This window comes from Acidovorax benzenivorans (assembly GCF_028680575.1).
Taxonomy (GTDB): domain Bacteria; phylum Pseudomonadota; class Gammaproteobacteria; order Burkholderiales; family Burkholderiaceae_C; genus Acidovorax; species Acidovorax benzenivorans.
On record NZ_JAPCKI010000003.1, the window covers coordinates 100,652 to 112,091 of the forward strand.

Sequence of the window (11,440 nt, forward strand, 5' to 3'; positions counted from 1 at the left end):
ACGCATGAAACTGGCGCGGCCACGGCCAGTGCTCCCGCGCAAGGGCCGCCCCGCCGCGAAGGCGGCGTATCCAGCACATGCGCTGGGTGCGTTCCCCTCCCGCATTGCGCAGCAAGGCGAGAGAGGGGGAAGGCGCGAAGCGACTCTCAGGGGGGGGCTTCATTTCTCTAGTCCACCTGGGCACCGGAGCGCCGCACGGCCTCGCCCCATTTGGCGATCTCCGCCGTGCCGAAGGCGGCCATCTCGGCGGCATTCATCGCGGCAGACTCGATGCCCTGCGCAGCCAGCTTCTCGCGCACCTCGGCCTGGGCCAGCACGGCCTGCGTGGCATCCAGCAGGGGGCCGCGCTGCGCGGCGGGCATGGACGCGGGCGCATACAGCATGAACCAGGCGACGAGGTCGAAGTCCGCCACGCCCTGCTCGGCCAGCGTGGGCACGTCGGGTGCGGCCGCGCTGCGCTTTGCGCTCGATACACCCAGCGCGCGCAGCTTGCCCGCACGGATGTGCGGCAGCACGGCGGCCGGGTGGTAGAACATGAACTGCACGTTGCCAGCCATCACCTCGGTGAGCGCCTGCGCGCCATCGCGGTAGGGCACGTGCACGAAGTCCTTGGCCAGGCGGATGTTCAGCGTCTCGCCCGCGAGGTGGCCCGAGGTGCCATTGCCCGCCGACGCGAAGCTCACGGCCTTGCCGCTGGCCTGGCGCAGGTCGGCCATGCCCTTCCAGGGGGCGCTGGCCGGTACCACCAGCAGGGTGGGCGTAGCGCCCGCAAAGCCCAACGGCACGAAGTCGCGCAGCGGTTGGTAAGGCAGCTTCTTGTACAGCGTGGGGTTGATGGCGTGGGTGCCCACGGTGCCCATGAGCAGCGTGTTCGCATCGGCGCCCGCACGGGCCACCATCTCGCTGCCGATGGTGCCGCCCGCGCCAGGCTTGTTCTCCACGATCACCGTCTGCCCGAGCTGGCGGCCCAGGGCCTCGGCCAGCACCCGGCCCACGATGTCGGTCGAGGTGCCGGCGGCAAAGGGCACGACCAGCTTGATCGGGCGGGCGCTGCCCTGCGCGCTGGCACCGGCGGCCAGTAGCGCCAGTGAGGTGGCGGCAAGGATCTGGCGGCGCTTCATGGCGCCTCCCCAAAGCCGTCGGGCACGCTGCCCTCGTACTGCAGCTCGCGCGTGGCCTGGTAAGACAAGGCAAAGCCGCTCGGCGTCTCGGCCTCTTCGGCCAGGTGGGCGATGAGGCCCGCCGTGCGCGCCAGGATGGGCACACCACGCAGCGAGGCCACGGGGAAGCCCACGCCCATCAGCACCGCAGGGATCGCTGCCGACACGTTCAGGCGCAGCTCCTTGCCGACGATGCCGGGGATCACCTTTTCTAGCGCCTGGGCGATTTGCACGTAGCGCAGGTCGGCGCCCGCTTCGGTGGCCACGGCGATGAGCCGGCCCACGCGCGGGTCCACTTCCTTGTGCAGCGGGTGGCCATAGCCGGGGATGGAGCGGCGCGCGGCCTTGAGCTCAGTGACCACCGCCGTGGCGGCATCGTCGAGCGTGGCGCCGGCATCGACCCGCGCCGCCACGTCGGCGAACATGCGGCCCGCGGTTTCCGAGGCCCCCAGGATCACCGAGCCGCAGCCCAGGATGCCGGCGGCCACCGCGCCCTGCAGCGCATCGGGCGCCGCGGCAAAGGTCATGCGGCTGGCCTGCACACTGGGCACCAGGCCATGCTCGGCAATCGCCACCAGCGTGGCGTTGAGCACTGCGCTGCAGGCCGCATCGGGCCGGCGGCCGGTGAGCAGCAAAAAGAAGTAGTCGGCGAACGAGAGGTGGCCGATCAGGTCGTTGCACAGGTCCTCGCCGCGCACGACGATGGTGTGCTCGTTGGAGGTGCAGATGGCGGTGCGCGGGACGGTGGATTTTCCGATTTTCATGGAGTGGCTTTCAGGCGTGTTGCGGTTCGAGGCGGAAGTCGTAGTGCGCCGACCACCAGGGCGCGGCCTGTGCGCTGCCGTCGGGCGCCTGGCCTGCGGGGTGCTGCTCGAAGTCCACGATCAGGCTGGGGCGCACGCCGAACACCGCGTCCGACTCGATGTACGGGCTGCCCGCCACGAACAGGTGGGTGGTGACCGGCGCATGCGCTGGTGCCGAGACCATCATGTGGATGTGGCCGGGGCGGTTGGGGTGGCGGCCCATGCCGTCGAGCATGCGGCCCACGGGGCCGTCCACCGGCACGGGGTAGAAGCTCGGGCGGATAGACCAGAACCAGTAGCGGCCCTGGTCATCGGTGCGGATGCGGGCACGCGCGGCCATGCCCGAGCCTTCCACCTGCATGTCGTACACGCCTTCGCCGTCGCCCGACCAGATGTCGAGCAGCGCGCCTGCCAGCGGTTGGCCGTGCGTGTCGGTCACGCGACCGCTGTAGAAGGTGGGCTCGCCCTTGACGCCTTCGGACAGGTTGGCGCCCAGCGGCAGCTCGGGTGCACCCTCCCAGTAGTAGGGGCCTTGCACCGTGGCCTCGGTGGCTTCTGTCATGCGCTGGCTGCCTTTGGCGTGGGCCGTGGCGCGCAGCTGGTCGAGCATCACCACCATCATCGAGGCGCCCAGCGTGTCCGACAGCAGGATGAACTCCTGGCGCTGGCCGGTGCAGGCCTTGCCCACGGCGGTGAGGAACTCGATGCCCTGCATCCATTCATCAGGCTTGAGATCCACCTCGCGGATGAAGGCATGCAGGTGTGTGACCAGCGATTCCATGATCTGCGCGAAGCGCGGGTCGCTGGCGCCGTCCAGGCGTTGCAGCACGGCCTGGGTCAGCTCGTTTTCGTTCGATGGGGTCATTGTTCTTGTCTCCGGATGGTTTTCTTTTTGGAATTGCTTGTCAGGTCGTCTGTCCAAGCCGCTGGCGTATCGGCCCGACGATGGTCGCGTTGTCGGCCCCCAGCGTGGGCGGCGCCGTAACTTCGAGTGCGCGCTCGCCATCGAAGCTCACGGGCGAGCGGATGGTGCGCCACTCGCCGCCTTCGGGGTGGGGCGCGCTCACTTGCAACTGCAGGTGAAGGGCCTGCGGGTCTTCCATGGCCTCGCGGGTGTCGTACATGGGGGCGTGTGGCACGTCCTGGGCTTCGAGGCGCTCGCACCAGGTGCTGCGCGTCTGTTCACGGAACAGGCCGCTGAGCAGCGCGATCAGGTCCTCCTGGTGAGCGATGCGCGCCTCGCGCGTTGCAAAGCGCGGGTCGTCGAACAGGCGCGGGCGCTCGATGGCGTTGGCCAGGCCCTGCCAGAATTTTTCGGGCGAGGACATGTGCAGCGCGATCCACAGGCCGTCGGCGCATTCGAGCACGTAGGACTGCGAGACGCTGGGGCGGCTGTAGGGGCCCATGACCTCGCCTTCCGAGAAGTAGTGCGTGAACGCATCGAGGTTGAAGTGGCACATGGCTTCGAGCATGGACACCTCGACCTTGCGACCCACGCCCGTGCGGCCGCGCTCGACGATCGCGCCCAGTACGCCATAGGCGGCATAGAAGCCCGTCATCGCATCGGCCAGCGCCGGGCCCACCACGCGGGGGTTGGCGGGGTTCACCAGCAGCTTGAGGAAGGCGCTGGCTGCCTGGGCCACGGTGTCGTAGGCGGGGCGCCCGGCGGCGGGGCCGGTCTGGCCGAAGCCGCTGATCGCGCAGTACACCAGGCGCGGGTTCAGGCCGCGCAGCCGGGCCTCGCCCGCGCCCAGCCGGTCGGCCGCGCCGGGGCGAAAGTTCTGGATGTAGACGTCCGCGTCCTTCACCAGCTCGTCGAACACGGCGGCGTCCTCGGGCAGCTTGGGGTTGAGCGTGATGCTGCGCTTGTTGCGGTTGTAGGTCTGGAAGTGGGGGCTGTAGAGCCCGCCGCGGAAGGCGCGAAATGGGTCGCCCGCGCCGGGCTGCTCGATCTTGATGACCTCGGCCCCCAGGTCGGCCAGGAACATGCCTGCCGCCGGGCCCGTGATGAACGTGCCTTGTTCCAGCACCTTGATTCCGCTGAGGACTTTGTGCACCTCGTTGTCTCCTGTCGTTGGATCTTTGGCCGCCCGGTCTTCAGGGGCGGTCTTGTGGGTTGGAGGCGACTGTAGGGGGCGTACCGACTTCCTGGAAATGATTGTTTTTCATGGTTACCATCGATGACATCGATCAATCACCGGTAGAACCGCCATGGAACTGAGGCACCTGCGCTACTTCATCGCCCTGGCGGGCTCGCTCAACTTCACGCGTGCGGCCGAGCGACTGCATGTGACGCAGTCCACGCTGTCGCACCAGATCAAGCAGCTCGAGGAGGAGATCGGGGCTGCGCTGTTCGACCGTGCGGGCAAGCGCGTGGCGCTGACCGGTGCGGGCGACGAGTTCCTGCACTACTGCACCAAGGCCCTGCACGAAATCGACCTGGGCCTGGGCGCCCTGCGCCAGAACAGCTCGGAGGTGGCGGGCGAGCTGCACATCGGCTCCACGCACACCTTCAACCTGGGGTTCATCCCGGGCTGCATCGCCGCCTTCCATGAGCGCCACCCGCGCGTGAAGGTGGTGGTCGAAGAGCTGTCGGCCGACCACATCGCCGCGCGCCTGCAGCAAGGCACGCTGGACCTGGGCATCGCCTACCGGCCCGCTGCACCGGGGCCGTTGCAGTTCGAGCCGCTCTACAACGAGGAGATGGTGTTGGTGGTAGCTCGGGGCCACCCGCTCGCGCGGCGCAAGCGCGTGCGCATGGTGGAGCTGCACGGCATGCCCATGGCGCTGCTGCCCGCGAGCTTTGCCACGCGCCAGATGCTGGACGAGTGCTTTCGCTCCTGCGGCGCCGAGCCGCAGGTGGTGGCCGAGATCAACACCCTGGCGCCCATGATGGACCTGGTGGGCAAGACGCAGCTGGCGTCCATCGTTGCGGCCAATGTGGTGTCTGCGCATTCGGGGCTGGTGGTGGTGCGGCTCGAAAGCCCTACGCCCGTGCGCACCCCCGGCATGTTGTGGTCGCCCGTGGCACGCGAGTCCGCACCCACCCGCGCGTTCTCGGCCATCGTGCGCAAGCTGGCATTGCACGGCAGCCTCAAGGACCTGGCGAAACGAAAGGGGCAGACCGCCTGAAGGCCCTGACTCGTCTCAGGCGAAGGTCACCAGTGGCTGTCCATGCGCGCTTCGGCCAGTTCCTTGGCGTGTGCGTGCGCATGCGCATGTGGGCTTGTGGAGCGCACGTCTTGGAGCGAGTGCGCACACTTCCTCCAGCCCCACCAGGCCGCGCCACTGGCCTTCGGGCGTGAAGGTGGCCACGCCCTGGCTGCGCAGGCAGTTCACGGCCCAGCCCTCGGCGGTGCTGGCGATGCTGCTGCCATGGCCCGCCCTCGACTGACCGACGGGACACAGGCGCAGCGCCTTGCCGTCGCACAGCGCGAGGATGGGGGCGACCGCCTGGCGCCCTTGGCAGCGGGGGGACCAAATCAGTTCGTGCGCATCGATGCCGTGCGTCGCCCACTTGTCCACGGTCTCCAGGCTGCGCGCATCGCGCCGGGCGATCAGACTGGCACCGGTGTCCTCGTCGGTCTCGGTGGTGCAGAGAAAGCGCCTGTCGGCTCTGCCGATCACATGGCTGTTGAAGGAGCGCGTGGCATCCACCCAGTGCCACTGGGCCTTGTTGGCCAGCGCGGCGTCCTTGGCGGCTACCAGGTCACGCAGCGAAGGACCTTGCAGCAGGGTGCCGTTGGCCTGCTTGTACTGGCCCAGCCGCACGTTCTGGATGCCCTGGGGGTTGGTCACCGCATCGCGGTGGGTGTTGCGACGACGCGCGTGCCCAGGTCAACTTTCCGCGCCACGGCACCAAGTGGCTGGTGCTGTCGGTGGCCAGGCTGACGGTGGTGTAGTAACTGGATTTTTAAAAAATAGATCGGTAGCGCCGGTGCAATATGCCTGAGAAGCTATATTTTTTATAGCTAAATGCGCCATCAACGACAACGGGGCCCTGAGGCCCCGTTGTCGTTGAAGCGGGCTGCGCATGGAGCGCAGCCCGGTGCTCAGGCCTGGTTCAGGCTGGGCTGCTTGGCAGCTGCCGTCAGGTAGCCCACGGCCGAGCCGTTCTTATTCTTGTAGTTGGCCTTGATCAACGGGTCGAGTGTGTCCTTGACCACGCTGTGGATGGCACCCCAGTCACCGGCGTGCTGGAAGTTGCTCATGATGTAGGTCCAGCCGTTGATCTCATCGACGGCGTGCAGGCCGGTGGACTCGCCGCCTGCAGGGATCGACATCACGCGTGACAGCTGCTTGGTGTCCACGTTGTAGGCCCACAAGAAGTTGTTGACGTGCTGGCCGCTGTCCTCACCGATGAACAGGGTGCGCATCTTTTCGGAGAACTTGAGGTTGTCCGGGTTGGCGACGTTGTTGGGGTTGGCGGTGTTGCCCAGCGCGTCGGCGGTGATGTCTTCACCGGCCAGCAGCACCTTGGTGTCCACGGGCATCCATTCGCTGTTGATGGTGCCGCCAGCGGTGTCCTTCTGGCCGCCCTTGAGGTTCAGAGCCATCACGGCGCCTGCTACCAGTTGTTTGGGCACCGAGATACCGTTGCCCGGCACGTTGGCCGCGTTGCCCGCCACCATGGACGATTGGATGTTCTGCAGCGCAGAGTAGGCAATCTTGTCCTTGGCGTTGACGGTGGTGCCTTCCATCTTGGTGAAGCCCAGGCTGGCGCCCAGGTAGGCGGCGTAGCGGTGGGTTTCCAGGAAGGCGGCAGCCTTTTCCATGCCGGGGCTCAGCTTGATCCACTCGGTCTTGCCGTTGGCCACGATCTTGGTGTAGCTGGCGTCGGCTGGGTCCTTGCTCACCACGGTCATGATGTCCGTGGGCTTGAGCGTGTTGGCCAGGTTCTCGATCTCGGCGCTGGTGGCCGAGCCCATCTTGACCCAGGTGAGCGGCGCAGCCGTGCCGACCTTGGGGTCGATAGAAAAGCCGCTACCGACCTTGGCCACATACAGCGTACCGGAAGACAGGTCTTTTTCCTTGTCGGCCACGAACACGAAGTAGCCGCTGTTGGTTGCGTCGTCGCCCATCAGCGCCGTGCGGTTGTCAGGCATCACCTGCACCAGTTCGTGCGAGATGCGGCCCATGCAAAAGTGCTTCTTGATGCTGGCCGTGCCATCGGGGTTCACCGTCACTTCGGGCATGTGGCCATAGTGGTAAGGGTTGGCCTTGGTTTCGTCGCCGTACAGGTTCTTGCTGTAGGTCTTGAACATGGCGTTGCTGGCGATGTTGAACGCATCGGGTTCGTACTCTTCGCTCGACAGGTGGGTGCCCCAGGGCGACAGGCTGGCGCCGCAGGTGATCCACAGGCCGTGCACCTTGGAGGTGTCCACGTTGTGGTACTTCACCAGGCTCAGCTTGCCGGTGGTTTGGTCCTGGTCCAGTGTCAACACGGCAATGGGCGAAGGCAGCTTGCCGTACATGTCGGTCTTGCCGTCCTGGGCCCAGGTGGTGTATTCAAACTGCACCACGGCAAACACGGCCTTGCCCTTGAGGCCGGTCACGGTGGGGTTGGCCACGGTCAGCAGCGAGGTGCCGTCTGGCGAATCCGAGAAATACTGGCGCTCCTTGCCAGCCACCGTGGCGTCGACGATGGGCTTGTTGTTGATGTCGTAGTAGCCACCGGACAGGATGGTGCCGCCCTTGCCGTCGGACACCATGTCGCCGGTCACGAAAAACGGTTGGTAAGCCAGCTGGTACGAGCGCACCGAGTCGTCGCTGAGCTTGATGTTGAGTGTGGAGCCCACGGTGGTCGTGGCCATGGCTGCGGCGTTGGCCAGAGTGGGAGCCGCCATCGATGTGAAGCTGGCCGACACGAAGCTGGGCGCTGCGGAATCGCTGCCACCGCAGGCGGTCAGCAGGGCGGCCGAGGCGCTGGCGCTGAGCGGCAACATGGGAACGCCGGCCAGCAGTTGCAGGGCCTTGCGGCGGGTGGGCATCGTCGGTTGGGTCATTTTCGGGGTGTTTCCAAGTGGGTATGCGAACGGCATGCCACGCCCTGATCCGACCTGGAGCCTTGTTGGAAAGGCATGGTGGGCGGGTGGCATGGAGTCCAGCCCGCGATCCTAGAAACGCCCCGTGACAGTGGTTTGACGTTTGTGTGACGGTTTGAAGTGGTGCCCCGCGCGCTGCGTGGCAACACAGCGGGACACACAGGCGAGGCCATTGCTGCGTCTGCCCGGTCGGTCAGTGCCGCGCTCAGTCCCTGGATCCGGGCGGACCGTAGGAGCTACCCGTTCCGTAGGTGCTGCCGGGGGCGGCCGCGCCACCACGTCCGTCTTTGATGCCTTTGCGCCCCGACACCTGCCATGCGGTGCGCTGGTTGATCAGCCCCGCCAAAAATTCCATCTCTTCGTCGGTGTGGTTGATGGCTCCGGCCGGTGTCAGCAGTCGGCCGTTGCGCAGTGTGGGCTCGGCCCAGAACGCCTGGTGGTAGCTGGACTGGCTCACTAGGCGCTCGCCGCCCGCTGTCAGCTCCACCGTGCCGTAGCAGTTGCACAGGTAGCCGCGCTGGTCCTGGTCGGCAAACACCTCGGCGTACACCCCTGTGCCGCGGATGCCCGCTGTGGCGGTGGGCAGCGCAATCTGCCGGTCCGTGCCACGTCCCCATACGGTGGCCACTGCGCCGCTGAGCAGGCGCAACAGCTTGACGGCAGTCGGGGTGTCACTCTCCATTGCCATGCGCGAGTTCTGGCGCACCATGAAGGCGCTGTCGCCCACCGAAAACACCAGGCTGGCGCCCGGCCCGGTTTCGATGCGGTCGTTGGCGGTGATGGTGTGCTGCGCCGTCAGGGGCTCGCCATTGCGCAGTACGTCACCGCGCACCTCCACGATGTTGCTGCGCGCCTGGGCATGGGCGGCAGCCCAGCCACCACCTGCCACCCACAACGCGGCGGCCTGCACCACGCTGCGCCGCTGAAACCAGGCCAGCTCGTCGTCAGAGCGGCCCTGCGGGTGGTGTGTCGGGTGGGCTGGGGGGCGGGTTGTCATGGGGCGCCTCTTCTTGCACGGGGGTGGATGGGGGCTCGAAGCAGTCACGGAAGGTGAAGACCACCGAGGTGAAGAACATCGCCGCCATCATCATGGCGGCGCCCACCATGATGCCACCGGCCATCGATCCCGCAAGCCCCGCCACGGCCAGCAGTGCAGACACGATGCTGACCACCAGCCCACCCAGCAGAAACACCCCCAGCCAGCCCAGCCCATAGACCAGGAACGCGCCAAAGTTGCGCACGCAGGCGACGATGCTGAAGAACAGCGCCTTGACCGGCGGCACGCCATGCCAGTGCACCAGGCCCGGCGCATGCCAGAACAGCAGCGACAGCGGCAAGTACAGCACCATCGACAGCCACATGGCGCGCTGGAAGTCCGGGTTCTCTGCAATCTCCTTGGTCATGGGTGCGCCACCCAGGTACACCTGTGCAAACTGCCCGCCGTCCAGCAGGGCCGACAAGCCCATGATGCCCAGAAAGGCCACCGCATACAGCACACCCAGCGTCAGCATGTCGCGTAGCCGCTCGCGCCCCGTGCGAAACGCCACCAGCAGCACCGTGGGCATCGGAAACCGCCCCTGCGAGGCCTGAGCCGCAGCCACCATCATGGCCAGCGTGGCCGACGGCAGCAGTGCGAGGGCAATGGCCGGGCCCACCAGCGGGATCATCGTGGCCAGCGACATGGTCGCCATGGTCATGAAGAACAGCGCAGCCAGCGCCATGGGCTGTCGCCAGAACGCCCGGACGCCGAGCTTGACCCAGGCCATGCCGGTGCGCGCAGGGACGATATGGAGTTTCATGAATACGTTGGAAAGGAGGATGAGCCCTGCGCCGCTGGATGCGCCCCTGCGCCACGGGGGTGCGCCGAGCTGCGTTCGATAGGGTGTGGGCGAATAACGTCGAATTTACCCCACTGTCCCAAACCGCAGGCGGGGCCAGGGGTTAGAGGGGCGGAAGTCCGTCGTCGGGTCGGGGCTCAGGCAGCGTGTACAGGCAAGGCAATGCGCCCGCGCAGCACGCGCTCGAAATGCGTGGGGTCGTGGGGCTTGAGCATGGAGGCCTCGCGGGGCAGGTAAAAGTCCCACAGGCGCGAGATCCAGAAACGCAGCGCCCCTGCGCGCAGCATGGCGGGCAGCAGCTCGCGCTCGGCGGCGGTGAGAGGGCGCACGGCCTGGTAGGCGTTCAGCATGCGTGACGCGCGGTCGGTGTCGTGGGTGCCGGTGGGCAGGTCGATGCACCAGTCGTTCAGGCACACGGCCAGGTCAAACAGCCAGGTGTCCACGCCTGCAAAGTAGAAGTCGAAGAACCCCGTCAGCTCTTCACCCTCGAACATCACGTTGTCGCGGAACAGGTCGGCATGCACGGGGCCACGCGGCAGGGCGGCATAGGCTGAACTGGCGGCCACATGGTTCTGGTAGGCCAGCTCGGACCGCAGCAGTGCGGCCTGTGCATCGTCAATGTGGGGCAGCACTACCGGCACCGTCTCGTTCCACCAGGGCAGCCCGCGCAGGTTGGGCTGGTGGCGGTCAAAGTCGCGGCCCGCCAGGTGCATGCGGGCCAGCATGGTACCCACGGCGGCGCAGTGCGCGCCTTGCGGCGCCAGCTGGCTCTTGCCACGCAGCTTGTTGACCACGGCGGCAGGTTTGCCACACACGGTGTGCAGGATGTCACCGTTCTTGTCGGCACGCGGGTCGGGCACGGGCACGCCGCCGTGTGCCAGGTGCTTCATCAGGTACAGGTAAAACGGCAGCTGCTCGGCAGTCAGGCGCTCAAACAGCGTCAGCACGAACTCGCCCTGGTCGCTGGTCAGAAAGTAGTTGGTGTTCTCAATGCCACCCTCAATGCCGCGCAGCTCCACCAGCTCGCCCAGTTGCAAACGGCGCAGCAACTCGCGCGCCTCGGGATTGGAGACTTCGGTAAAAACGGCCATCGCTCAGGGGGTCGAAGAAATGAGAAGGGAAGGGACGGGGCAACGGGCGGCAAGCTGGGCTTAACCGGTGGCAACGCAGTGCCTGCGCGCCACCCTGCAGCCCATCAGAACTTGAACACGTTCCAGACGCGGGGCGCCGTAGTGGTCTCTGCGCCGTTGTTGCCACCAGCGCGGCTGCGCGCGCCATCGGGCGACTGCACTTCGTAGGCGGGCAGATTGCCGGTTTTGGGCTGCACCGAGATGTTCTGGGTCTGCCCACCCACCCGCAGTTCATCTACCCGGCTGCCTGCGTCTTCAATCTGAATGCGTTCGGTGCGCTGGTTGCTGCGGCCAGACAGTGGCTCTGGATCGGGCAGCGCTCCGCGCTGGTTGCTGGCGCCCGCAGTGGCGGGGGCAGGGGATGGGGTTTGGGCCAGGGCATTGCCGCAGGCCATGCCCAGCAGCAGAAGAAGGTGAACAGCGCGCATCGGGTGATTGTAGAGCGCCGCCCGGTACGGCCTGGCC

The 11,440-nt window shown here is 66.8% G+C and carries 11 protein-coding genes and 1 pseudogene; 1 reads left to right on the forward strand and 11 read right to left on the reverse strand.

All coding sequences use genetic code 11. From position 1 onward, the window contains the following. Positions 1-167: 167 nt before the first annotated feature. Genes OIN59_RS06360 through OIN59_RS06375 form a run of 4 tightly spaced genes read right to left on the reverse strand, consistent with a single transcriptional unit; the run spans position 168 to position 4,020 of the window. Positions 168-1,121: a Bug family tripartite tricarboxylate transporter substrate binding protein gene (locus tag OIN59_RS06360; protein ID WP_274108264.1), complete on the reverse strand. Its 954-nt coding sequence runs from the start codon at positions 1,119-1,121 to the stop codon at positions 168-170. Beyond that, complete coding sequence (locus OIN59_RS06365; RefSeq protein ID WP_274108266.1) at positions 1,118-1,924, reverse strand: citryl-CoA lyase; 807 nt, start codon at positions 1,922-1,924, stop codon at positions 1,118-1,120. Before OIN59_RS06365 ends, OIN59_RS06360 begins: the two co-directional genes overlap by 4 nt. Positions 1,925-1,934: 10 nt before the next feature. Then, a complete protein-coding gene (locus OIN59_RS06370) occupies positions 1,935-2,828 on the reverse strand; it encodes a dioxygenase family protein (protein WP_274108268.1) in 894 nt (297 codons plus the stop codon). 40 nt (positions 2,829-2,868) lie between these two features. Next, a complete protein-coding gene (locus OIN59_RS06375) occupies positions 2,869-4,020 on the reverse strand; it encodes a CaiB/BaiF CoA transferase family protein (protein ID WP_274108270.1) in 1,152 nt (383 codons plus the stop codon). A gap of 154 nt (positions 4,021-4,174) precedes the next feature. On the opposite strand from OIN59_RS06375, the gene OIN59_RS06380 reads away from it, so the two are divergent. Then, positions 4,175-5,095 (forward strand): LysR substrate-binding domain-containing protein, encoded by a 921-nt coding sequence (locus OIN59_RS06380; RefSeq protein ID WP_274108272.1) that lies wholly within the window; start codon positions 4,175-4,177, stop codon positions 5,093-5,095. A 15-nt stretch (positions 5,096-5,110) separates the two neighbouring features. On the opposite strand, the gene OIN59_RS06385 is transcribed toward OIN59_RS06380, so the two are convergent. From OIN59_RS06385 to OIN59_RS06415, 7 genes and pseudogenes are all read right to left on the reverse strand, one after another. Then, positions 5,111-5,620 (reverse strand): DUF1513 domain-containing protein, encoded by a 510-nt coding sequence (locus OIN59_RS06385; RefSeq protein ID WP_328517975.1) that lies wholly within the window; start codon positions 5,618-5,620, stop codon positions 5,111-5,113. Between the two features lie 15 nt (positions 5,621-5,635). Then, positions 5,636-5,779: pseudogene (locus tag OIN59_RS06390) on the reverse strand (imelysin family protein); the annotation flags it as partial. A gap of 236 nt (positions 5,780-6,015) precedes the next feature. Continuing rightward, entirely contained in the window at positions 6,016-7,968 is a 1,953-nt protein-coding gene (locus tag OIN59_RS06395; protein ID WP_274108274.1) for a PhoX family protein, read from the reverse strand. Between the two features lie 244 nt (positions 7,969-8,212). Next, a complete protein-coding gene (locus OIN59_RS06400) occupies positions 8,213-9,004 on the reverse strand; it encodes a FecR family protein (RefSeq protein ID WP_274108276.1) in 792 nt (263 codons plus the stop codon). After that, positions 8,952-9,806, reverse strand: coding sequence for a BPSS1780 family membrane protein (locus OIN59_RS06405; protein ID WP_274108278.1), 855 nt, complete (start codon positions 9,804-9,806; stop codon positions 8,952-8,954). Before OIN59_RS06405 ends, OIN59_RS06400 begins: the two co-directional genes overlap by 53 nt. Positions 9,807-9,982: 176 nt before the next feature. Further along, the gene (locus OIN59_RS06410) at positions 9,983-10,936 is read right to left on the reverse strand and encodes a homoserine kinase (protein WP_274108280.1); all 954 of its coding nucleotides are present in this window, start codon (positions 10,934-10,936) and stop codon (positions 9,983-9,985) included. A gap of 104 nt (positions 10,937-11,040) precedes the next feature. Continuing rightward, a complete protein-coding gene (locus OIN59_RS06415) occupies positions 11,041-11,403 on the reverse strand; it encodes a hypothetical protein (protein WP_274108282.1) in 363 nt (120 codons plus the stop codon). Positions 11,404-11,440: the final 37 nt, after the last annotated feature.

Bases quoted from the DNA above. Each gene is read 5' to 3' on its own strand.
- OIN59_RS06360 (WP_274108264.1), bottom strand. From the start codon at position 1,121: ATGAAGCGCCGCCAGATCCTTGCCGCCACCTCACTGGCGCTACTGGCC.
- OIN59_RS06365 (WP_274108266.1), bottom strand. From the start codon at position 1,924: ATGAAAATCGGAAAATCCACCGTCCCGCGCACCGCCATCTGCACCTCC.
- OIN59_RS06370 (WP_274108268.1), bottom strand. From the start codon at position 2,828: ATGACCCCATCGAACGAAAACGAGCTGACCCAGGCCGTGCTGCAACGC.
- OIN59_RS06380 (WP_274108272.1), top strand. From the start codon at position 4,175: ATGGAACTGAGGCACCTGCGCTACTTCATCGCCCTGGCGGGCTCGCTC.
- OIN59_RS06395 (WP_274108274.1), bottom strand. From the start codon at position 7,968: ATGACCCAACCGACGATGCCCACCCGCCGCAAGGCCCTGCAACTGCTG.
- OIN59_RS06400 (WP_274108276.1), bottom strand. From the start codon at position 9,004: ATGACAACCCGCCCCCCAGCCCACCCGACACACCACCCGCAGGGCCGC.
- OIN59_RS06405 (WP_274108278.1), bottom strand. From the start codon at position 9,806: ATGAAACTCCATATCGTCCCTGCGCGCACCGGCATGGCCTGGGTCAAG.
- OIN59_RS06410 (WP_274108280.1), bottom strand. From the start codon at position 10,936: ATGGCCGTTTTTACCGAAGTCTCCAATCCCGAGGCGCGCGAGTTGCTG.
- OIN59_RS06415 (WP_274108282.1), bottom strand. From the start codon at position 11,403: ATGCGCGCTGTTCACCTTCTTCTGCTGCTGGGCATGGCCTGCGGCAAT.